The sequence below is a fragment of the Faecalibacterium sp. DFI.5.82 genome (assembly GCF_029076575.1).
GTDB classification, from domain to species: Bacteria; Bacillota; Clostridia; order Oscillospirales; family Ruminococcaceae; genus Faecalibacterium; species Faecalibacterium duncaniae.
Genome location: NZ_JARFIS010000001.1, coordinates 245958 through 266704 on the forward strand (window position 1 = coordinate 245958; position 20747 = coordinate 266704).

The 20747-nt window shown below is 54.3% G+C and carries 23 protein-coding genes and 2 pseudogenes; 23 read left to right on the forward strand and 2 right to left on the reverse strand.

Features of this window, described 5'->3' with window-relative positions:
- Positions 1-110 precede the first annotated feature (110 nt).
- Positions 111-407: pseudogene (locus tag P0G09_RS01290) on the forward strand (sigma factor); the annotation flags it as partial.
- On the opposite strand, the gene P0G09_RS01295 reads toward P0G09_RS01290, so the two are convergent.
- A complete protein-coding gene (locus P0G09_RS01295; protein WP_275251719.1) occupies positions 345-2288 on the reverse strand; it encodes a recombinase family protein in 1944 nt (647 codons plus the stop codon). The pseudogene P0G09_RS01290 and the gene P0G09_RS01295 sit on opposite strands and share 63 nt — an antisense overlap.
- A 69-nt stretch (positions 2289-2357) precedes the next feature.
- Between P0G09_RS01295 and P0G09_RS01300 the strand changes: the two are divergent.
- The 7 genes and pseudogenes from P0G09_RS01300 to P0G09_RS01330 form a co-directional block, all read left to right on the forward strand.
- Positions 2358-2984: pseudogene (locus P0G09_RS01300) on the forward strand (replication initiator protein A); the annotation flags it as partial.
- A 63-nt stretch (positions 2985-3047) separates the two neighbouring features.
- Positions 3048-3347, forward strand: coding sequence for a helix-turn-helix transcriptional regulator (locus P0G09_RS01305; RefSeq protein ID WP_275251720.1), 300 nt, complete (start codon positions 3048-3050; stop codon positions 3345-3347).
- Between the two features lie 86 nt (positions 3348-3433).
- The gene (locus P0G09_RS01310) at positions 3434-3895 is read left to right on the forward strand and encodes a DUF523 domain-containing protein (RefSeq protein WP_275251721.1); all 462 of its coding nucleotides are present in this window, start codon (positions 3434-3436) and stop codon (positions 3893-3895) included.
- Positions 3880-4656, forward strand: coding sequence for an HAD family hydrolase (locus P0G09_RS01315; protein ID WP_275251722.1), 777 nt, complete (start codon positions 3880-3882; stop codon positions 4654-4656). Before P0G09_RS01310 ends, P0G09_RS01315 begins: the two co-directional genes overlap by 16 nt.
- A gap of 57 nt (positions 4657-4713) precedes the next feature.
- Complete coding sequence (locus P0G09_RS01320; RefSeq protein ID WP_275251723.1) at positions 4714-5163, forward strand: low molecular weight protein-tyrosine-phosphatase; 450 nt, start codon at positions 4714-4716, stop codon at positions 5161-5163.
- Between the two features lie 12 nt (positions 5164-5175).
- A complete protein-coding gene (locus P0G09_RS01325) occupies positions 5176-5763 on the forward strand; it encodes a pentapeptide repeat-containing protein (RefSeq protein ID WP_275251724.1) in 588 nt (195 codons plus the stop codon).
- A 12-nt stretch (positions 5764-5775) separates the two neighbouring features.
- Positions 5776-6228, forward strand: coding sequence for an aminoacyl-tRNA hydrolase (locus P0G09_RS01330; protein ID WP_275251725.1), 453 nt, complete (start codon positions 5776-5778; stop codon positions 6226-6228).
- A gap of 15 nt (positions 6229-6243) precedes the next feature.
- On the opposite strand, the gene P0G09_RS01335 is transcribed toward P0G09_RS01330, so the two are convergent.
- Positions 6244-7125 (reverse strand): DUF5131 family protein, encoded by an 882-nt coding sequence (locus tag P0G09_RS01335; RefSeq protein WP_342760505.1) that lies wholly within the window; start codon positions 7123-7125, stop codon positions 6244-6246.
- Positions 7126-7239: 114 nt separating this feature from the next.
- Between P0G09_RS01335 and P0G09_RS01340 the strand changes: the two genes are divergently transcribed.
- The 15 genes from P0G09_RS01340 (at position 7240) to P0G09_RS01410 (ending at position 20669) form a co-directional block, all read left to right on the forward strand.
- Complete coding sequence (locus P0G09_RS01340) at positions 7240-8271, forward strand: macro domain-containing protein (RefSeq protein ID WP_275251727.1); 1032 nt, start codon at positions 7240-7242, stop codon at positions 8269-8271.
- A gap of 91 nt (positions 8272-8362) precedes the next feature.
- Positions 8363-9022: a vWA domain-containing protein gene (locus P0G09_RS01345; RefSeq protein WP_275251728.1), complete on the forward strand. Its 660-nt coding sequence runs from the start codon at positions 8363-8365 to the stop codon at positions 9020-9022.
- A gap of 14 nt (positions 9023-9036) precedes the next feature.
- Complete coding sequence (locus tag P0G09_RS01350; RefSeq protein WP_186850501.1) at positions 9037-9837, forward strand: ADP-ribosylglycohydrolase family protein; 801 nt, start codon at positions 9037-9039, stop codon at positions 9835-9837.
- A 165-nt stretch (positions 9838-10002) separates the two neighbouring features.
- Positions 10003-10830 carry a purine-nucleoside phosphorylase gene (locus P0G09_RS01355; RefSeq protein WP_097772347.1) on the forward strand — a complete coding sequence of 276 codons (828 nt, stop codon included), beginning with the start codon at positions 10003-10005 and terminating at the stop codon, positions 10828-10830.
- Positions 10831-10840: 10 nt separating this feature from the next.
- On the forward strand, positions 10841-11317 hold the full coding sequence (locus P0G09_RS01360) for a hypothetical protein (protein ID WP_156066222.1): 477 nt from the start codon (positions 10841-10843) through the stop codon (positions 11315-11317).
- 215 nt (positions 11318-11532) lie between these two features.
- On the forward strand, positions 11533-11997 hold the full coding sequence (locus tag P0G09_RS01365) for an Hsp20/alpha crystallin family protein (RefSeq protein WP_097772345.1): 465 nt from the start codon (positions 11533-11535) through the stop codon (positions 11995-11997).
- A gap of 250 nt (positions 11998-12247) precedes the next feature.
- Complete coding sequence (locus P0G09_RS01370; RefSeq protein ID WP_275251729.1) at positions 12248-13105, forward strand: YitT family protein; 858 nt, start codon at positions 12248-12250, stop codon at positions 13103-13105.
- Positions 13106-13168: 63 nt separating this feature from the next.
- The gene (locus tag P0G09_RS01375; RefSeq protein ID WP_275251730.1) at positions 13169-13342 is read left to right on the forward strand and encodes a hypothetical protein; all 174 of its coding nucleotides are present in this window, start codon (positions 13169-13171) and stop codon (positions 13340-13342) included.
- Positions 13343-13387: 45 nt separating this feature from the next.
- A complete protein-coding gene (locus tag P0G09_RS01380) occupies positions 13388-14767 on the forward strand; it encodes a ParB/RepB/Spo0J family partition protein (protein ID WP_113993208.1) in 1380 nt (459 codons plus the stop codon).
- 309 nt (positions 14768-15076) lie between these two features.
- Positions 15077-15433, forward strand: a complete 357-nt coding sequence (locus tag P0G09_RS01385) for a hypothetical protein (protein ID WP_173015368.1) — start codon at positions 15077-15079, stop codon at positions 15431-15433.
- Positions 15420-16505, forward strand: coding sequence for a DNA cytosine methyltransferase (locus tag P0G09_RS01390; protein WP_154251803.1), 1086 nt, complete (start codon positions 15420-15422; stop codon positions 16503-16505). The genes P0G09_RS01385 and P0G09_RS01390 overlap by 14 nt, the downstream gene beginning before the upstream one ends.
- Positions 16506-16509: 4 nt before the next feature.
- Positions 16510-17223, forward strand: coding sequence for an antirestriction protein ArdA (locus tag P0G09_RS01395; protein ID WP_005927704.1), 714 nt, complete (start codon positions 16510-16512; stop codon positions 17221-17223).
- Between the two features lie 14 nt (positions 17224-17237).
- Positions 17238-18287, forward strand: coding sequence for a hypothetical protein (locus P0G09_RS01400; RefSeq protein ID WP_154251804.1), 1050 nt, complete (start codon positions 17238-17240; stop codon positions 18285-18287).
- Positions 18288-18378: 91 nt separating this feature from the next.
- Positions 18379-18849: a PcfB family protein gene (locus tag P0G09_RS01405; RefSeq protein WP_015567070.1), complete on the forward strand. Its 471-nt coding sequence runs from the start codon at positions 18379-18381 to the stop codon at positions 18847-18849.
- Positions 18846-20669: a type IV secretory system conjugative DNA transfer family protein gene (locus P0G09_RS01410; RefSeq protein ID WP_113993203.1), complete on the forward strand. Its 1824-nt coding sequence runs from the start codon at positions 18846-18848 to the stop codon at positions 20667-20669. The genes P0G09_RS01405 and P0G09_RS01410 overlap by 4 nt, the downstream gene beginning before the upstream one ends.
- Positions 20670-20747: the final 78 nt, after the last annotated feature.

Below are 20747 nucleotides of genomic sequence, written 5' to 3' on the forward strand. Positions count from 1 at the left end.
ATACGAACGAACCCGCAGGAAAATTGCAGAATGCCATCCCTGCGCTCCGGATTCGGAGGAATACTTTGTGATCTTCCAACAGCATACAGTAGCACCAGGGGGTGCTGTGTATGCTATTAACGCTGCTGCAATTTTTCGCTACAAAATTTCTGGTGCTGGCGCTGCATCTGGAAGCGGGGAGTTTCCCAAAGCCGCTCAGTGCACGGGAGGAGATCGAAACCTTTGCGGCTCTGCGGGCGGGGGACAGGAGTGCGCGGGAAAAGATCATCCGCCACAACCTGCGGCTGGTGGCCCATGTGGCAAAGAAATACTACGCCCAGCCCGGCGACCAGGAGGACCTGATCTCAATTGGAACCATTGGGCTGATGAAGGCCGTGGATACCTTTGACACCACCCGCAAGGCGCGGTTTGCGACCTATGCCAGCAGATGCATTGAGAATGCTATCCTCACCCGAGCGAACGCCGGACGGAGAATCGGAACCATCTCCACCGCCCTCGGGGTCATTCTCGTCCTCTTCCGGGTCTACTGGGAAGGTGGTCCAGTCGATCTCATCCTCCGGTGAACCAAAGAGCACCACATGAGCCACTTTGCCGTCCCACACTACCTTGCGCACCACCGTGCGGATGGCAGCACGCTTCTGCGTCACGGTCATGTCGTCGATGTTGTCGTGGAACACGGTCAGCAGCTGCCGCATCACGTCAAACTCGATGCCGCCCAGAACACCGCTGTCGGTGAGGCTTTCCAATTCCCGGATGCGGGAACTCAGGGTGGCATCCTGTGCATTCAGTTCCTCGATGCGCTTTTTCAGGTGGACAGCAGCGGTGCTGTCGCTGAAGTCAGCCAGCGAATCGATCAGTGCATTGATCTTCCGCTGCGTCTCGGCCTGCTCTTTGCGCAGGGTGGAAAGCTTGGTCTCAAACTCGGAGCGGTTGCCTGCGTGGGCGGACTTTGCCTTTTCCAACTGCTTCATAAAGTCGCTGGAATGGTCGGCAAGGTGCTTGACCTGTTCGCAGATGGCAGCATCCAGCAAATTGCCGTTGGCATTCCGGACATTACATAACTCTCTCCGGCTGCGCTCCTTCAGTTTGCACATATAGGGAAAGACCACCTGCCCGTCGGCAGTTTTGCGCCCGGTGACCTTCGGGTACATCCGGCTGCCGCAGGAGCACCACAGCAGACCGGTGAGCAGAGCTTCGTTGCCGCGGGACTTGTGGTAGGACTTGGATTTGTTCCGCTCCAGCGATTCCTGCACCCGAATCCACCGGTTCGAGGAGATGATGCCGGGGTGTTCGCCCACCGAAACGATCCATTCGCTGATGGGATTGTAGACCGTAGCACGGCCTTTTTCCTGGTCGCTGCGGTTGTAGGCCAGCACGCCGCGCACACCGTCGAAATCGGACTCCGGGGCGAACAGTTCTGCCTCATTGTCCACAAAATACTGATAGGCGTCCTTGTCTGCAATCAGGTAGACAGGATTCTGCAAAATCGACTTGATGGAAAACCGGGTGAACGAACGCCCGGTTTTTGTTTTGATGCCCTGCCGCAGCAGTTCGGTCTCGGTCATGGTCAGGGAATCGTACTGCTCGTAGAGGTCGAAAATTTTGTAGATGATCTCTGCTTCGTCCGGCAGCAGCTTGAGCTTACAGGCCTTTTTGGTCTTGCCGTCCACCGTGATGCTCTTGACGCTCTCGGAAGCATAGCCAGTGGGGGTCGTGCCGCCCAGCCAGCGCCCGGTCTTTGCCAGCTCGTGCATGTTGTCCCGGATGCGCTCCGCGATGGTCTCACGTTCCAGCTGACTGAACACGGATGCGATGTACATCATCGCGCGGCCCATGGGGCTGGACGTGTCAAAACTTTCACGGATGGACACAAAGTCGATGCCCAGCCGTCCCAGTTCTTCAATCAGGCTGGAAAAGTCGCTGATGTTGCGGCTGATGCGGTCCAGACGGTAGACCACAATGGCCTTGAATTTCCGGTCCTTGGCCGCAGTCATCATCTTTTTGAAATCCGGGCGGTTCAGGTTGCCGCCGGAAAAGCCCTCGTCCTCAAAGACAACGGCATGTTCCGCGGCGGCATCGCCGTAGTGAGTGCGGATATATTCGCGGCAGAGGTCGATCTGATTTCCGATACTTTCGCCCTTGCCGGTATAGCGGGACTTGCGGGAATAGATGGCAATGGTGTCGGCAGTTTTGGCCATGAGATACTCCTTTCCTGTTGTCCGGTGGCCGTAGATGCGGCTATTGTAGCATGGTAGGCCGTCTTTGTAAAGAAAAATAACGATAGTCATACATATTTCATCATACTACGAACGGAGGTGTCAAGGATGTGACAAGGCAGAACAAGCGAGGAAGTCAGGATGTTTGACTATTTCTATGGGCAGTCGGGCGAGATGTTCTCGTATTTCCGGGTGCCCAAAATTTTATTCCGGGACATAAAATTCAAGGACCTGTCCACTGATGCCAAAACGCTGTACGGCATCCTGCTGGACCGCATGGGGCTGTCGGTGAAAAACGGATGGCTGGATGAGCAGGGAAGGGTGTATATCATTTTTCCTGTGCAGGAAGTGATGGATGCACTGGGCTGCGCAGACAACAAGGCAACCAAACTGTTCCGGGAATTGGAAAAGTTTGGACTGATTGAGCGCAAACGGCGTGGGCTGGGAAAACCAAATCTGATTTACGTCAAAAACTTTGCAGACCCGCGTTTCCGGAATCGCAAAAAGAACGGTTCCGGTGCCGCGGATTCAGCGCAGCCGGAGGCGGCAAAATCACGAGGAAATAAGACTGAGTGGAATAAAACCGAGGGGAGTGAACCTGATCCTTTCTCTTCCGATGCGGAAAGCGAACCGGATGAGCGCACACGGCTGGAAGCGTATTTTATGCAGTTGTTGGAGGTGGATTTGCTGCTCCGGGTCTGCCCGGATGAGGAGGACACCATCCATCAAATCGTGAATCTTCTGGTGGATTTTCAAGCTGAAAACAGGCCGGGACTCGGAAAAGGAGTCTCGGCCTGTTTGTGTTTCCGGCGCAAAGGAAAGGATTGAACAATGCGATTTGATGCAAAAGAATTCGGCGGACGTATCCGCGATTTGCGGAAAAAGAAGGGGATTACACAGGAACAGTTGAGTATAATGCTGAACGTTAGTGCGAACCATCTTGCAAAAGTTGAAACGGGAAGCCGCTGCTGCTCGATTGAGTTGCTGCAGGATCTTTCGTTCTGCCTGAATGTCAGAACGGACTATCTGCTGAACGGAGATGCACCGCATAACAACCATCTGAGGGAAAGACTGACGTTTCTTGCACAGGAATTAGAAAAGATTACGGCGGACCTCCCGGTATGGGGATAGGAAAAAGCAGAATCCTCTTTTTCAATGCCCAAAAGCGTGGTAGAATAGGTAAAAGATTCAGTATCTGAAAAACGGAGCGCGCAACAATGAAGATTCTGGTCAGCGCCTGCCTGCTGGGCGAAAACTGCAAATACAGCGGCGGAAACAATTACAATCAGGCGGTTTGCGATTTTGCGCGGGGGCATCAGGTGGTTCCGGTCTGCCCGGAGGTTTTGGGCGGCCTGCCCACACCGCGGTGCCCGGCGGAAATCGTGCAGGGCGTTGTCACGAACAAAGAGAGCATCAATGTGGACCGGGAGTTCCGAGCGGGCGCAGCCAAGGCCCTTGCCATTGCAAAAGAAAATGGGGTGGAGCTTGCCATCCTGCAATCCCGCAGTCCCAGCTGCGGCGTGAAGGAAATCTACGACGGAACGTTTTCCGGGACAAAGATTCCCGGACAGGGTGTTTTTGCCAAGATGCTGATGGACGAAGGCATCCGTGTTCTGGATGCCGGGGAATTGCCTGAAATTATCTTGAAAAATGAGGACGGAAAATGTCAATCAGACTGATTTGCAGCGATATTGACGGTACGCTGCTGCAATACGGAAAAAAGGAACTGGAAAGCGAGATTTTTGAACAGATACGGGAGCTGCACCGGCGTGACATTCTGTTTTGCCCGGCATCCGGTCGGCAGTATACCAGCCTGCGCAAGCTCTTTGCACCGGTGGCGGACTGCTGTGTGTTTCTCTGCGAAAACGGCGGCGTGATTTATAAGGACGAGCAGTGCATTGCCAAGAATCCGATGCCGCGTGCATTGGTCGAAGAAATCGCCAACGACCTGTGGACCCGCAGCGACGGGCAGGGCGAGGTAATGCTTTCCGGTCAGAATACTGCATACCTGATGGAGCGGGGTCTGGGAATGCTCAAGCGTATTCAGTTCATCGGGAACAATTATCAAATCATCCATGACCCTTCCGAGGTGACGGAGGAGATCACAAAAGTATCGGTGTATCTGCACGAAGGCGTAGAATCTTACACGGAACGGTTTGTCCCACGATGGAAAGAGGCGAACTGCGCTGTGGCAGGGCCGTACTGGATCGACACCACCTTTGCCAACAAGGGCATCGGTGTGCGCAGCATCTGCAAGACTCTGGACATCGACCTTGCCGATGTGATGGCTTTTGGCGACAATTATAACGATGTGTCGATGCTGGACATTGTGGGTGTGCCCTACATTATGGATGGTGCCGCCGCACCGCTGCGGGAAAAGTACCCGAACCATACACCTCGCCCAGAGGATGTGCTGCGGGAATTCTTGAGACAGAACTGAATTTTGCACGCATGTGTGCAAAATTCAAAATGATACGATATAAGGAAATATTTTGACATGACGAAAGTGCTTTTCATCTGCCATGGGAACATTTGCCGTAGCCCAATGGCCGAATTTGTAATGAAAGACTTGGTGGCCAAAGCCGGACTTTCCGACCAGTTTGAAATCGCATCCGCCGCCACCAGCACCGAGGAGATCGGCAACCCGATCTATCCGCCCGCCCGGCGGAAGCTGGCCGAGCACGGCATCTCCTGCGAGGGTAAAACCGCCCGGCAGATGACCCGGCGGGATTACGAAACCTACGATTACCTGATCGCCATGGATCACAACAACCTGCGCAATATGGCGCGCTTTGTGGGCGGCGACCCGGAGCATAAAGTGTCTCTGCTGATGGACCATACCCGCCGCCCCGGCGATGTGGCCGACCCATGGTATACCGGGGACTTTGAAGCTACCTGGCAGGATGTGCTGGAAGGCTGCACGGCTCTGCTGGAAGAACTGCGCTGACAGGAGAATTTTATGACAGAGCGTTATTGTGAGGGTGAACGGTTTGCTGACCTGTCGTTCACCGAGGGGACTTTTGAGGACTGCGACTTTACCGACTGCGTGTTTGTGAATTGCTCCTTTACCAAATGCGAACTGGATCATACCACGCTGAATGAATGCAAATTCGTGCGGTGTGAGATCACAGGTCTGCGCAGCACCCATTCTTCGGTGCAGTCGCTGGATTTTGAGGACTGCCGCCTGAATGAAATTGAGTGGGCACCGCTGATGTCCAATGGTGCCTTCCCGGACCCTATCAATACGCTGAAAGAGTGCAGTCTGAAATATAACACCTTCACCGAAATGAACTTTAACCGCTTCGACTTTTCGGATGGCAACGAAATTGTCGGCTCAATGTTTGCCAAATGCGAGATGCAGTTGGCGAATTTCAAGGACGTGGAACTTCACGAAACGGAATTCTACCAGTGTGACCTGCGCAAGGCGGATTTCCGGGATGCCGCCGGTTATAAGGTGGACATTCTGGGCAGCCGCCTGAAGGATGCGAAATTTTCCCTGCCGGAAGCGGTGAATCTGTTGGCAGATTTGAAGATCAAGCTGTCGTAAGAAGGAGAGAAAATGCGTCAACTCATCATTGCCCGAAAAGACCTGCAGATGTCGCCTGGCAAGCTGGCGGCGCAGTGCTGCCACGCTTCGCTGGCATTCCTCACCAACCCCATCGGCATGGGACAGGGCGTGGAACCCATTGAGAAAAACGGAGAAATTACCGGCTATCGGGCAGAAATCATGTTGGAGAAAGCAACCTATGAAGAATGGTTCGATGGCTCTTTTACCAAAACCGTATGTGGGGCCAAGAATCGAAATCAACTGCTGAAAGCAAAGACAATTGCCGAGGAATTGGGCCTTGTGGAAAACAAAGACTTCTTCCTTATCCGGGATGCCTGCCACACCGAGCTGGAGCCGGAAGAATTTGATGAAAACGGAGAAGGCATGACCCTGACCTGCATCGGTTTCCGCCCGCTGCCGGATGAAATTGCACATCAGATCAGCCATAAGTTCCATTTGTATTGATAGAATTCCTTTATTTTATAAGCATTTTCCACAGTCACTGCAGCCGTTGCAGATCAACTTGCTGCCGCAGGTCTCGCAGTTTGCGCGGAAATGGGGCATATAGAGATCTTCCTGCGGGATGGGGTAGCCCCAGTCGTCCACGAGGTCAAAACGGATGGGCCTGCCCTGAAAATTCATGCCGGATTTATAAGCCATCCGGCTTTGCAGCTGCTTGTTTGGCAGGTGGTAGCGCCTGCCGTCCTTGATGAACACGGTGCCGGTCTCGATAAAGCAGAAGGTCACATTGGCATCCACGCATTCCTGCCGGAGAGACTTGACCCAATCAAAATTGCAGGGGCGGGCACCATCATAGTTTTCGCCGCCGCAGATGACCTGCTCGATTTGCCCGGCGGAAAGGTACTGCCGGATGCTTACTGGCCCGATGAAGGGCGCGCACATGATGCCCTTGTGCTTGAAGGGCAGGTCAAACAGAATGGGAATGCGCTCATCGGCGCGGCGCTGATTTTCACAGGTGACGTTGAAAAAGATGTTGTCCCAACCGCTGCCCCAGTCCGGCGGCAGGCACTCCCGCACCCGCTGCGGCCGCTTTGTGAGCAGGAAAAACACCACATCGCTGCGCTGGCGCATGATGTCCCACGCCTCAACCCGCCACGGGTCGGCTTCTTCCAAGAAGAAATCCGAGGTCATGCAGACCCGGATCTGCTCACCACTCTGGATTTTGTAGTGTCCGGTGCGGTCTTTCTGGAGCGGATAGGAAAAGCCGCTTTTCGTTTTGTAGATCTCGGCTCCGTTCTGGTCCCGCATCCGGTCGAGAAAATACATGTAGCAGTTCTGGCAGCCCTCGCTGCACTTGACGCAGCCGTGCCATGGATTCCAGATGTCGTGCAGGAAGCTCACCTTCTTTCGGTACCTATTATTATAATAGCTGCGCGGACAGGAAACAAGAGCACCCCTTGCACCGCCCCATCGGATGTGATAGGATGAAGAAAACCATGTGAGGGAGGAACCACCATGCCGTTTCTGATGATCCGCAACGACATCACCAAAGTGGCGGCGGATGCCATTGTCAACCCGGCCAACCGGAACCTTTTGCAGGGCAGCGGCACCAGCCGCGCCATCTATCAGGCAGCAGGGGAGCAGGAACTGACTGCCGCCTGCGAAGCCATCGGGCACTGCGATTTGGGCATGGCGGTGTGCACCCCGGCGTTCGGGCTGCCTGTAAAGTATATCTTCCATGCGGTCTGCCCGGCATGGAAGGGCGGCGGCTTTGGCGAAGCGGAACAACTGGCTGGTGCGTACCATTCTGCGCTGGAATTAGCAGCAAAGTACCACTGCGAAAGCGTGGCTTTCCCGCTGCTGTCCAGCGGGAACTACGGCTACCCCAAGGAGCAGGCCTTCCGCATTGCGGTGGACACCATCACGCAGTATGTCATGGAGCACGACCTGACCGTGTATTTGGTGCTTTACGACCGGGACTCGCTGGCCGTGAGCCGGAAGCTGTTCGCCTCGGTGGAGGAGTACATTGACGACCACTATGTAGCACAGAACGATGAAAGCTACGGATTTGGCCGTCGGCGCAGAGAATTGTCAGAGCGGCGGAGGCTTCTGGAAGAAGATGCCGCCGTGCCGATGCTAGGTGCAGTTCCGGCACCCGCCGCGGCACCCAGGACAGCCCGCAGTCTGGAAAGCCTGATGGATAATCTCGGTGAAAGCTTCACCACTCGTCTGCTGCGGCTCATTGACGAGCGGGGGCTGAAAGACTCCACCGTGTACAAGCAGTCCAACATCTCCCGGCAGCATTTCTCCAAAATTCAGTGCAATCGCGACTACAACCCCAAAAAGAAAACGGTGCTGGCCTTTGCGGTTGGGCTGCACCTGTCCGAAGATGAAACCATCGACCTGCTCAAGAGTGCGGGCTATGCCTTCTCCGATGGCTCCAAGCGGGACTGGATCGTGCGGTACTGTCTGGAACACAAAATCTATAACATCAATCAGGTCAATACGCTGCTGTTTGAATACGATCAGGAACAGCTGGGTGCGTAATTTGTCGCCTGCCCGTTGACCTTTTGCCCTCCGGTTTGTGGTATCCTTTTGCCAACGAAAGCGATACACCACAAAACGGAGGGCATTTATTATGAAGAAAAATCTTACCGAGCTTGTTTTCATTCTGGACCGCAGCGGTTCCATGGGCGGGCTGGAGCAGGATACCATCGGCGGGTTCAATGCTATGCTGATCCGGCAGAAGGAGCAGGAGGGCGAGGCCAATGTGACCACCATCCTGTTCGACCATGAGGTGCAGCTGCTGCACGACCGTTTTCCGCTGAAGGCTGTTGCGCCGCTGACCGAAAAGGACTACTACGTCCGGGGCTGCACGGCGCTGCTGGATGCCATTGGTTATGGCATGGAAAAGATGGTGAATATCCAGCGCCATCTGCCGGAGGACGAGCGTGCCGAAAAGGTCATCTTTGTCATCACCACGGACGGCTTGGAAAACGCCAGCAAGCGGTTTGGCTATGAGAAGATCCGCCGGATGATCGAGCGGGAAAAAGAGCAGTACGGCTGGGAGTTCCTGTTCCTCGGTGCCAACATGGACGCCGTGAAGGAAGCTGCCCGCTTCGGCATCTCGCCCGACCGGGCTGTGCGGTTTGAGAATGACGCACAGGGCGTGGCGGTCAACTACCACGTTGTCAGCGAGACAGTCTCCCGGATGCGGGAAGCACCCTGCTGCGCGTCCATCGGCGCAGAGTGGAAAGAACAGATCGAAGCTGATTTCCAGAAGCGGCATCATAGGTAAGGGAGGAAACAGCCATGTTAGGAGCAATCTTGGGTGACATCGTGGGCAGTCCCTATGAATTTGACCACAACAATTACAAGCACAAGGATTTTCCGCTGCTGAGCGAGAAATCGCACTTCACCGATGATACGGTCATGACCGTTGCGGTGGCACGGGGTTTGATTGCAGGTAAAGGCATCCCGGAGAGAACATTTGAAGAAACAAAGAGCGAGATGCGCATTTGGGGAGAAACATACCCTCATGCCGGTTACGGCGGGATGTTCCGCCGGTGGCTGCACGCAGAAAATCCGAAGCCCTATGGCAGTTTCGGCAACGGCTCGGCTATGCGTGTGTCGGCAGCGGGCTGGCTGTTCGATACGCTGGACAAAACGCTGGAAATGGCAAAAGTGACCGCTGAAGTTACCCACAACCACCCGGAGGGCATCAAAGGCGCGCAGGCCACGGCTGCAGTGATTTTTCTGGCCCGTACCGGCCACAGCAAGCCGGAAATCAAACAATATGTGGAGCAGACCTTCGGTTATGACCTGAACCGTACCTGCGATGAAATTCGGCCGACCTATCATCATGTGGAGACCTGTCAGGAAACTGTGCCGGAAGCAATCATTGCTTTTCTGGAAAGCGTCAGTTTTGAGGATGCACTTCGCAATGCGGTCTCTCTGGGCGGCGACAGCGACACCCTTGCCTGCATCACCGGCGGCATTGCCGAAGCTTTTTACGGGATGCCGCAGGAACTGCGGGACGAGACTTTGAAACGTCTGCCGGAGGATATCCGGGAAGGATATGAGTTGTTTCGGTGGAACATCGGCCAGAGATAAGACATTCGGAGAACCAAGGAGCAGAAACAACACACTCGTGATGTGAAGTATCTGCTCCTTGGTTTTTAATAAGACTCGATGAAGGGCGTCTTGCATCGTCCTGAAAAATCCGATATACTGAACCCAGAGAGTATATCGAATTTTTTGGGAAAAGGAGAGAACGGTATGGAACATCTTTATGAAAAGGCACTGGAAAGTGCGGAATATATCAAGACGCACACGAAAAAGCGCCCGAAGATCGCGGTGGTGCTGGGCTCCGGCCTTGGCAAGCTGACCGCGGACTTTACGGACACGGAAGAACTGTCCTACAAGGATATCCCCAACTTCCCGGTATCCACGGTGGCAGGACACAAAGGCGCATTGTTGGCTGGCAAACTGGGGGACACGGAAGTCTACGCCATGGAAGGCCGCTTCCATTTCTATGAGGGCTACTCCATGAAGGAAGTCTGCTACCCGTTCTATGTGTTCAAGCTGTTGGACGTGGAAAAGGTGGTGTTGACCAACGCCTGCGGCGGCATCAACCGGGAGTTTGCGCCGGGCACCCTGATGCTCATTACCGACTTCATCAACATGATGGGCACGAACCCCCTCATTGGCCCCAACGATGAGCGCTTCGGCCCCCGCTTCCCGGACATGACCGAACCTTACAGTCTGGAACTGCGGAACCTTGCCAAGCAGACCGCCGATGAACTGGGCATTGCCTACAAGGAGGGCGTTTACATGGGCTTTATGGGCCCTTGCTATGAAACGGCGGCTGAAATTCGCGCCTTTGCGGGGATGGGAGCCGATGCCGTGGGCATGAGCACCGTGCCGGAAACCATGGTCTGCAACTACATGGGCATGAAGGTGCTGGCCGTCAGCTGCATCACTAACATGGCCACCGGCATCCAGACGGTCAAGCATAGCCACGCCCGCGTGCTGGAGATCGCAAATCAGGCAGGCGATACCCTGTGCCGATGGCTGGGTGCGGTGATTCAGAAGATGGAAGGATAGGGTAATTCGGATGAGAGAAAACATCGTTTTTGATTATTTGCTGGCAAATGCCTGGGGGCTGCCGCTTTGCCGTGTGTCCGTGTCAGAAGATGGCTTCGTTCAATGTCAGGAGAACAGAGAAAATACACAAGGACTGCAACTGGAAAAGGCAGAAGTAGATAAAATCAAATCAATCGTTTCAGAACATGCGCATATATTGGATTATGACAGTAAAGAACTTGAGTCGCCAGATGTGTTTGATGGAGTTATGAATTTTTTTGATTTTGAGGCATCTGATGGACGAAAAGTGAACTTGATGGCTTTTAATATTGGCGAAGTGAAAACCCCTGGCATGAGCTTTTCAAAAGGTCTCCTGGAGAAAGGAGAACCGGACGAAATCGTCGTTCCGGTAAAAGCAATGGAGGTAGTAAAGACATTCGAGGAAATCGCTGCTACTCTGGTGGCGAATGGAGTGGATGCCAAATGCTTAAGGCTGACATATGCCTGAAAAACGCCTAAGATTACATGAAAGATTATCAGAAAATTATCTTTCTGTGAATTTTAGCACTCTTCTATTGACACTGCTAATGAACGGTGCTATAACAGTGGCGTGCTCAGGAGGAAGGGCAAAAGGAGAGCCGCAAGGCTCCCCGGAAAGCCCTTCTGAATGGACGCTTCAGATTTTTTGCCCCGACCCGAACGCCGGGATTGGAGGAATGATTTATGCTTATGCCGACTGTTTTCCATGAAAACCTGTTCGATGATTTCTTCGATCCGTTCTGGAATGACGCTGCACTGGAACGTATGATGAACCGTGAGGCTCGTGATACCTTTGGTAAGCGCGGTGCAAACATGATGAAGACCGATGTCAAACAGACGGACAACGGCTACGAAGTAGCGGTTGACCTGCCGGGCTGCAAGAAGGAAGACGTTCAGATGGATCTGAACGACGGCTACCTGACCATTCAGGCAGTGCGCAGCCACAGCAACGACGAAAAGGATCAGAAGGGTCGCTATGTGCGGCGCGAGACCTTCTCCGGCACCTGTGCACGCAGTTTCTACGTGGGCGATGTGAAGAAGGAAGACATCCATGCAAAGTTCGAGGATGGCGTCCTGCATGTTGAGCTGCCTGCTCCTCAGCAGACGAAGGCTTTGCCTGAGAACCCGAATCTGATTGAAATCGAGTAAAATGCCGGTCGTGTGTGCCAAGTCACACACGCACATAAGATGCCCCCGGAGAGCCGCAACAAGCCCTCCGGGGGCATTTTTGTTTCGCTATCTTTTCCGCAAGAGAAAAACATGGTATACTGAGAACAGCAACTCGGAATTTATGGAGGTACTTCACTATGGAATACAAACGCTTTGGCGGTAAGCTCCTTGTCCGCATCGACAAAGATGAGGAAGTCGGTGAAACAAATTTGATTTTAGGGGGACAAAGATGAGTGATGTAAAAGGAAAGACCGGCGCAGTCCTGAGGGAGACGGCAGTCCTGACCGGGGCGGTGGCGATCATTGCGACGGGCGTTTTCTTTTTTCTGGTGCCGAGCCATACATCCGTCAGCAGCATTTCCGGCCTTGGCATCGTGCTGTCCAATTTTGTGCCGCTGCCCTTGTCGGTCATTACGATGATCCTGAACGTCGTGCTTCTCATCATCGGGTTCTTTACCTGCGGCAGAGAATTTGGCGCAAAGACCGTATACACCAGTGTGCTGCTGCCGGTGTTTCTGGGGCTGTTTGAAAAGCTGTTCCCGGAGTTCGGCTCGATGACCGGCAGTCAGGAGCTGGACGTGCTGTGCTATATTCTGGTGGTCAGCATCGGGCTGAGTATTTTGTTCAACCGCAATGCATCCTCCGGCGGGCTGGATATCGTGGCAAAGATCATGAACAAGTACCTGCACATGGAATTGGGAAAAGCCATGTCTCTGTCGGGAATGTGTGTGGCGCTTTCCGCGGCCCTGGTCTACGATAAAAAGACCGTGGTGCTGAGTATCCTCGGTACTTACTTCAACGGCATCGTGCTGGACCATTTCATCTTTGATAGCAGCATCAAACGCCGCGTCTGCATCATCACCGAAAAAGAGGAGGCGCTGCGTCAGTTCATCCTCCATGACCTGCACAGCGGTGCGACCATGTACGAGGCCATCGGTGCGTACAATCTGGAAAAGCACAACGAGATCATTACCATCGTGGACAAGAGCGAATATCAGAAGCTGATGAACTTTATCAACCGGGAAGACCCCAAGGCTTTTGTTACCATTTACAATGTGTCCAGCATGCAGTATCAGCCCAAGATCTGATCGGCGGAGAGCTGCGTGGTATACTCAAGTCCGGAAATATCAAAGCGCATGGAGGTAAAAAGCATGCTGACCTATACCTATGTTTCAGAGGGGACGTTTGCAACGGTGTACAAAGGGAACATAATAAAAAACTTAATAATGGACTGCCAATCTTACACAAAGTACCGCCCAAACGAGACTACGGGCGGTATTTTTGTATCATGGCGGAGAAAGGAGGAACTTCCCACGGGGGCTTGACTGAAAAGTTGAGCCCCTTTTTTCATGCCAAAAAACAGGAGGTAAATGCTTATGGCAGATGATAAAACCACAAAAACGCCGGAACAGCCGGTAACGGATAGCGGGCCGGGCAAGGAAACGCCTCCCGCTCCCCCAAAAGAGCCGGGGAAGGTTTCCGTTTCCCCGAAGCCGGAAAAAAAGACGGAACCAGAGGTAAAGAACCCACAGGTTTCTGTCTATAACTTCGCTGAAATTATGAAGGAAAAGAAAGTCGAGGAACGGGCGGCAGCTCCCGGCGTGGAAAAGCCTGACCCGGCAAAAGCGGAGAAACCGGAAAAGCAGCCGGAGGCTCCGAAAAAAGCAGAGGAAAAACCCAAAGAGCCGGAACAGCCGAAGCGCCGGGGCCGTCCCCCGAAAGCAAATAAGGACAAGGACGCAGCCCCGAAGTCCAAAGCTCCCGCACAGAAACCGGAAAAGGCGGTCAAAAAGGAACCGGAGAAAAAAACGGCTCCAACGATACAGGCCGCTCCCGCTCCGAAAGGACCCGAAAAGCCAAAGGATGCTCCACGCCGGGGCAAGGAGCAGATCGTCTATATCAAGCTGAACGAACTCCACGCCTTCAAGAACCATCCCTTTGAAGTCCGGGATGATGAAGAAATGCGGGCTATGGTGTCCAGCGTCAAGGACAAGGGCGTGACCCAGCCCGCTATCGTCCGTCCCCGTGAGGATGGCGGCTATGAGATCGTGTCCGGCCACCGCCGCCAGAAAGCCAGTGAGCTTGCCGGATATGCGGATATGCCCTGTATCGTCCGAAACCTGACAGATGATGAAGCCATCACACAGATGGTGGAGGACAATCTGAACCAGCGTGAAGAAATCCTCCCCAGTGAGCGGGCCAAAGCCTTAAAAATGCAGCTTGAAGCCATCAAGCACCAGGGCTCCCGCACTTCGGGCCAGATTGACCCGAAGGACGCAGGTAAACGCTCCAACGAGATCGTGGCCGAGCGGAACAAGATGGCCGTCAAGCAGGTGCAGCGGTATATCCGTCTCAATGAGCTGGTTCCAGACCTGATGAAGCTGATGGATGAAAAAAAGCTGGGTTTTACTACGGCGGTGGAGCTTTCCTATATCGGCAAGAAGAACCAGAACTATATCGCCGTCGCCATTGACAGCCAGCAGTCCTCGCCTTCACAGGCGCAGGCAAAGCGTATGCGTGAGTTGGACGAAAAGAAGCTACTCAACGGGGACGTGATCGACGGCATTATGATGGAGGACAAAAAGGAGGTAGACAAAGTGATTTTGACAGGTGCGGAACTGAGCAAGTATTTCGGCAAGGAAACTACGCCGAGGGAAATGAAGGACCAGATTATCAAGCTGCTGGACGACTGGAAGGGCCAGCAGAAGGAACACGAAAAGCCGGAGAAGAAAAACGAACAGGAAAAGTAAGCCGAAACTTCGGGTCAACGTGGCTCGAGGATTGCGGGGCTCTGCCCCGCGCCCCGAAGCTCTGGAGATATAAATTATTCCCCGTCGCCAGTTATTCCGTAGCATAGCCGGGAAAATCAGTCAAGGGCAGCGCTGCCGCAGGCGGTGCCAGAGGCACCCTTGACGGATTTCTCCCGGTTATGCTTTTTCCCGATCAAGCGACGGGGATATAAATTCTCCAGAGCCGTTCCCCTTCCCGGGGGAAGGGGCGGAGGGGTTGGGCGATACCTTGCTTTTCCCTAAACCAAAACAGAAATGGAGGTTCAACCAATGAAACGACCTTTAGCATACCTGACCGCCGCATGGAGCGGCGAGCCGGATGTTGATATGGAGCTGGCGACCCACTACTGCCGCCTTGCTTATGAGGCGGGCTTTTCCCCGATCTGCCCGCTCTTGTATCTGCCGCTGTTTTTGAATGACAGCGTTCCCGAGGAACATAAGGCCGGGATCGATATGCGCCGGGATATGCTGCGGCGCTCCCACACCCTGATCGTCTGCGGCAGCGCTGTGGACGAGGATGTGAAAAACGATATTGCGGTTGCCGGACGGCTGGGCATTGCGGCGACAACGCTGGAAGGGGTGCTTGCCGTGAAGGGACACGGCACCCCGGGCCATGCCGGACATTAAGCTGGGGAGCCTTTTCGACGGGATTGGCGTGTTCCCTCTGGCTGCTTCCCGGTGCGGTATCCGTCCGGTCTGGGCCAGCGAGATTGAAAAAGCGCCCATCTCCATAACCAAAAGGCACTTTCCCGACATGGTGCATTTGGGGGATATTACGAAGGTGGACGGCGGGAAAATCCCGCCGGTCCATGTGATAACCTTCGGCTCTCCCTGTCAGAACCTTTCTCTGATCGGCAACCGCTCCGGCCTTGCCGGGGCAAAATCAAGCCTGTTCTATCAGGCGTTTCGTATCATACAGGAAATGAGGGATGCTACTGATAACCTATATCCAGCTATCGCTGTTTGGGAAAACGTCATGGGAGCGTTTTCTACAAATGACCGGATGGACTTTAGAGCCGTCCTATCCGCCTTCTCGGACACCGAAGTTCCAATGCCTCCTTCGGGAAAATGGGGAAACGCCGGAATGGTGCGAGGGGGAACGCCTGATGTGTGCTGGCGGCTCATGGACGCCCAGTATTGGGCAGGCTCCCGAAGGCTGGCACGAAGGCAGCGGATTTTCGTCGTGGCGGATTTTGGAGGCAGATGTGCCGCAGACATACTATTTAAGCCCCGTCCAATGCTCCCACTTCCTCCGCCTTGCGGAGAGGGCGGGCGGGCCGCCGCCGAAGGAGATCGAACAGCTTCTTTTGAAACAGGGCGGCAGATACCAGTCATCCACCCATTTCAGTGCTTCCGTATGCGGGGAGCGGCAAAAAGGCAGGAAGAAACGGCCTTCCGAAACAGCTTCGGATTACCAACTGACCCTTTTCCCACTCTTTTAGCCAGTGATGTAACGCCCTTTGCCTTCTGGTATGAGGGCGACCCGGAGGGCGGCTGTATCCGTTTTCTGACGGAAACAGAAAGCGAACGGCTGATGGGGCTGCCAGAGGGCTGGACAAAGTACGGGGCGGACGGCGTGGAGATTCGGCCTCTGCAACGCTACAAGGCGCTGGGAAATGCGATTGCCCTCCCTTGCGCCGATTACATTATGGCCGGGATTTATGAGGTGCTGGCTGACCGGGCCGGAAAGGAGGAATGAGCCCATGTTTGAAGCCTATATAACCAATACAGCCCTATACCCCTTAATGGGGATTGAGGTAGGGACAACGGTACATTTCCCCATGACGACACAGGAGTTGCAGGCCGCCCTTGCCAAAATCGGGATAGACGGAAAACGGTACAGCGAAGTGTTCTTTACCAGCTTTGACAGTGATGTGCTGGGGCTCTACGATCATCTCTACGAATGTGAGAACATCGACGAGCTGAACGAGCTGGGCCACGCCCTGCTGGAAGTACGGGATAAGGGCGGACTGGAAACCTTTGAAGCCGCTCTTGTCTTAGGAAACCACACAAGGAGCGTGAAGGATTTGATAAACCTGACGCAGAACCTTGACCTTTACCGCTTTTACCCGGATATTTCCGATGATGAAGGGCTGGGCCGTCTTTACGCCGACGAGCTTGGGACTATCGACATACCGGAGCACATTCAGAACTACTTCGATTATGAAGCATATGGGCGGGATGTGCGTATCAACGAGGGCGGCGTATTCGCTCCCGGTGGGTATGTGTCGGCAGTCCCGGAGGGCTTCAAGGAGTATTACCACGGGCCGCAGGACATTCCGCCGGAACACCGGATATTTGCCTATCCTGAAAAGGCCGAGCCTGTCCACTCCATTCTCGCTGCACTCAAACGGTTTCAAGAAGCCCCGCCCGCTCCGAAAAAGGACAAGGCGGGGCCTTCCCATGAAGAACGGTAAGACTTCGGGCCAGCATGGCCCGAAGCATGAAGGAGGTGCATACCATCAACTATTACCCTATCAATGAAGGAGCCGCCCGCCGGGCAAAGGAAATGAACAGCTTTTCCGACTACAAGGAAGGGAGCGCAACGGCGGAATACCGGGCAATGGTGGACAAGGCCGCCGCCATAGCGGAACAGCAGAAATCCCGGGTGGACCCCATGTACCATGAGAAGATCGACCATCTGTTAGACACCTACGCCCGCAAGCTGGCCGAAAACATGAACCAGGGCTTTGCCATTGACGCAAGGGTTCCCTCTGTGATGATCGCCGGACCTGCCAATTTCCCGGTGGGAAAGAAGGAAAAACAGAACCGGGCCCGGGACAGCAACATGGAGGAATGGCGGTATATTCAAGGGCTGCTGGATAAGATACGCAGTACCGGCATGGGCGGGATCAGCGCCGATGACCCGGCAGCGATTGAAAAACTCCAGAAGAAGCTGGACGGGCTGGAACGCTCCCAGCTCATTATGAAGGAGGTCAACGCCTATTACCGCAAGCATGGCAAGCTGGATGGCTGTGCGCTGCTGTCGCCGGACCAGATCGAAAAGCTGAAAGCAAGCATGGCGGCAAACTGGCGGAGCGACCCGAGGCCCTTTGAAAGCTACCAGCTTACCAACAACAATGCGGAGATCCGCCGGGTAAAGACGCGTATCGAACAGCTCTCCAAACAGGCGCAGCGGGAGTTTTCCGGCTGGGAGTTCGACGGGGGCCGTGTGGAGATGAACCGGGAGGACAACCGCTTGCAGGTATTCTTTGATGGAAAGCCTGACGCGGACACCCGGGCCGAGTTGAAAAGCAGCGGTTTCCGCTGGGCTCCCAGTGTAGGCGCATGGCAGAGGCAGCTCACGGACAACGCCATCCGGGCGGCTGACCGTCTGGAATGTATCAAGCCGCTGTCCGGCGAAAAGCCCTCCCAGCTTCAAAAGAAGCCCTCTATCTTGCAGACCATGCGGGAACAGGGCGAAAAAATCCAGACGGAGCCGGAAAAGAAAGCTCCGTCCGGCAGAGATGCCGAGCGGTAAGCCTCGGGCCACATTGGCCCGAGGTTTTCTGTTCCCCGAGATTGTACGGGGGCCTCCCGGATAGCGGGAACCCCGACGGAAAGGAGGTTTTATGCAGGAAGAAGTAAACCAAAAAACGGTTGCCCTTTCGATCAGGACAACGAAGCTCACGGGAAAAGTGCTGGCTGCCGCTCTTGGGAAGGTAGCGCGGGCGCTGCAAAAGCACCACCGGAAGGCGCTGACCCCGCAGGGACGCCAGAGTGTAAAAAAGCTGATGAACCACTATGGCGGCAAAAGCGCCATGCCCTATGTGGGAGCCCCAAAGGATTTTGACCGGATCGCAAAGGAGTTCCATGTGGACTACGCTTTCCATAAAGTGAGCCCCGGTCATTACCTACTGTTTTTCAAAGCCAATCAGGCGGACGCTATCACGGCGGCCTTCCAGAAGTACAGCGCAAAGGTGCTGAACAAAGAGCAGGACAAGGCTTCCATCCTCGGCCAGCTTCGGAAATTCACGGAGCAGATCAGGACGCAGGCAAAGGAAAAGCAGCGGACCAGAGAGGCGGTGAAGGACGGACGTTGAGTGACAAGATTAGAAAATATGTGCTCCCAAACCTGCCGTACCTCTTTGTGTTCTGGTTCTTCTCCAAAATCGGGACGGCCTACCGGATCGCCCCCGGCACAGACTTCGGGACAAAGCTCATGGGGATGCTCGATACCTTCCCCAAAGCCTTTGAAACCTACTGGCCGGGGCTTGGCGGTATTGACCTGCTGGTGGGCCTTGCCGGTGCGGCTGGGGTGTATCTGCTGATACAGTCAAAGATCAGGCAGGCGAAAAAATTCCGGCGGGATGCAGAGTACGGCACCGCCCGCTTTGGAACAAAGGAGGATATAAAGCCGTTTGTAGACCCTAAATTTCAGAACAATGTCATTCTGACCGGGACGGAGTTCCTGACCATGAACACCCGTCCGAAAATACCCGCCAATGCCCGGAACCTAAACGCCTGTGTCATCGGCTCGTCCGGTTCGGGTAAGACAAGGTTCTGGCTGACCCCGCAGCTTCTTCAAGCTCATTCCTCGTATGTGGTGGTAGACCCGAAGGGCGGCACCCTCGATCAGTGCGGGCGGTTCCTGCAACGGGAGAAATACAGGGTGCGGGTGTTCAACAGTATCGACTTTTCAAAATCCATGCACTACAATCCGCTGGCCTATATCAAGACGGAAAGCGATGTTTTGAAATTCGTTACTGCTCTGATCGCCAACACCAAAGGCGACGGCAAGGAGGGCGACGAGTTCTGGACTAAAGCTGAAACCCTCTTGTACTGCGCCCTTGTGGCCTACATCGTCTTTGAGGGGCCGGAGGAAGAACGCAACATGAATACGCTGGTGGAAATGATAAACAGCATGGAAGTCCGGGAGGATGACGAAACCTTCAAAAATGCGGTGGACTATATGTTTGACGGGTTGGAACGTCGCAGCCCCCAGCACTTCGCCGTGAGGCAGTATAAGAAATACAAGCTCGCCAGCGGCAAGACAGCCAAAAGCATCTTGATTTCCTGCGGTGCAAGACTGGCTCCCTTTGATATTCCCCAGCTTCGGGAGATCATATCTTATGACGAACTGGAGCTGGATAAGCTGGGGGATGAAAAATCAGCGCTGTTCTTTCTTATCAGCGACACGGACACCACCTACAACTTTTTGGTTGCCCTCGCTTTTTCGCAGATGTTCAACCTTCTGTGTGAACGGGCTGATAACACCTATGGCGGGCGTCTGCCCTACCATGTGCGGGTGCTATGGGACGAGGCTGCCAACACCGGGCAGGTGCCGGGGCTGGAAAAGATCGTGGCCGTCATTCGTTCCCGGGAGATCAGCCTGACGCTCTTTTATCAGGCTATGAGCCAGTGCAAGGCATTGTACAAAGACCATTCCGAAACCATCATGGGAAACATGGACAGTATCGTGTTCCTCGGAGGCCGGGAGGCTTCCACCCTAAAGGATATTTCGGAAAACTGGCTGGGCAAGGCCACCATCTCTATGCAGACCGAGGGCCGAAGCCGGGGACAGTCTGAAAGTTACAGCCAGAATATGCAGCGGCTTGGCCGGGAACTGATGACCACCAGCGAGATCACCACCATGCCCGGGGATAAATGTATCTTGCAGCTTCGGGGGCTCCCGCCCTTCCTGTCCCCGAAGTATGACTTGAAAAAGCACCCGAATTACAAGTACACAGCCGAATTTGATAAAAAGAAAAACGCCTTCCGCTTGGAAAGCCTGTTCCGCCACCGGCCATTGAGACTAAAGCCGGAGGACGAATACACGGTGTACGAAGTGGACGGCTCCGACACGGACGAAGAAGCTGACCTGTTGAATTTCGATGATCTGGACAGCGACGAGTTTGTGTAACTTCGGGCCATGATGACCCGAAGCGCCGCCGATGTGGGCGGCTTTTTTTGTACCCAAAACCATCAAACAAACAAAATG

Excerpts from the sequence above, each read along its gene's own strand:
- P0G09_RS01375 (WP_275251730.1), top strand. The coding sequence starts at position 13,169 with ATGCTGACCTATACCTATGTTTCAGAGGGGACGTTTGCAACGGTGTAC.
- P0G09_RS01360 (WP_156066222.1), top strand. The coding sequence starts at position 10,841 with ATGAGAGAAAACATCGTTTTTGATTATTTGCTGGCAAATGCCTGGGGG.
- P0G09_RS01380 (WP_113993208.1), top strand. The coding sequence starts at position 13,388 with ATGCTTATGGCAGATGATAAAACCACAAAAACGCCGGAACAGCCGGTA.
- P0G09_RS01370 (WP_275251729.1), top strand. The coding sequence starts at position 12,248 with ATGAGTGATGTAAAAGGAAAGACCGGCGCAGTCCTGAGGGAGACGGCA.
- P0G09_RS01405 (WP_015567070.1), top strand. The coding sequence starts at position 18,379 with ATGCAGGAAGAAGTAAACCAAAAAACGGTTGCCCTTTCGATCAGGACA.
- P0G09_RS01385 (WP_173015368.1), top strand. The coding sequence starts at position 15,077 with ATGAAACGACCTTTAGCATACCTGACCGCCGCATGGAGCGGCGAGCCG.
- P0G09_RS01395 (WP_005927704.1), top strand. The coding sequence starts at position 16,510 with ATGTTTGAAGCCTATATAACCAATACAGCCCTATACCCCTTAATGGGG.
- P0G09_RS01295 (WP_275251719.1), bottom strand. The coding sequence starts at position 2,288 with ATGACTATCGTTATTTTTCTTTACAAAGACGGCCTACCATGCTACAAT.
- P0G09_RS01330 (WP_275251725.1), top strand. The coding sequence starts at position 5,776 with ATGCGTCAACTCATCATTGCCCGAAAAGACCTGCAGATGTCGCCTGGC.
- P0G09_RS01315 (WP_275251722.1), top strand. The coding sequence starts at position 3,880 with ATGTCAATCAGACTGATTTGCAGCGATATTGACGGTACGCTGCTGCAA.
- P0G09_RS01390 (WP_154251803.1), top strand. The coding sequence starts at position 15,420 with ATGCCGGACATTAAGCTGGGGAGCCTTTTCGACGGGATTGGCGTGTTC.
- P0G09_RS01400 (WP_154251804.1), top strand. The coding sequence starts at position 17,238 with ATGGCCCGAAGCATGAAGGAGGTGCATACCATCAACTATTACCCTATC.
- P0G09_RS01305 (WP_275251720.1), top strand. The coding sequence starts at position 3,048 with ATGCGATTTGATGCAAAAGAATTCGGCGGACGTATCCGCGATTTGCGG.
- P0G09_RS01325 (WP_275251724.1), top strand. The coding sequence starts at position 5,176 with ATGACAGAGCGTTATTGTGAGGGTGAACGGTTTGCTGACCTGTCGTTC.
- P0G09_RS01310 (WP_275251721.1), top strand. The coding sequence starts at position 3,434 with ATGAAGATTCTGGTCAGCGCCTGCCTGCTGGGCGAAAACTGCAAATAC.
- P0G09_RS01345 (WP_275251728.1), top strand. The coding sequence starts at position 8,363 with ATGAAGAAAAATCTTACCGAGCTTGTTTTCATTCTGGACCGCAGCGGT.
- P0G09_RS01355 (WP_097772347.1), top strand. The coding sequence starts at position 10,003 with ATGGAACATCTTTATGAAAAGGCACTGGAAAGTGCGGAATATATCAAG.
- P0G09_RS01350 (WP_186850501.1), top strand. The coding sequence starts at position 9,037 with ATGTTAGGAGCAATCTTGGGTGACATCGTGGGCAGTCCCTATGAATTT.
- P0G09_RS01340 (WP_275251727.1), top strand. The coding sequence starts at position 7,240 with ATGCCGTTTCTGATGATCCGCAACGACATCACCAAAGTGGCGGCGGAT.
- P0G09_RS01365 (WP_097772345.1), top strand. The coding sequence starts at position 11,533 with ATGCTTATGCCGACTGTTTTCCATGAAAACCTGTTCGATGATTTCTTC.
- P0G09_RS01320 (WP_275251723.1), top strand. The coding sequence starts at position 4,714 with ATGACGAAAGTGCTTTTCATCTGCCATGGGAACATTTGCCGTAGCCCA.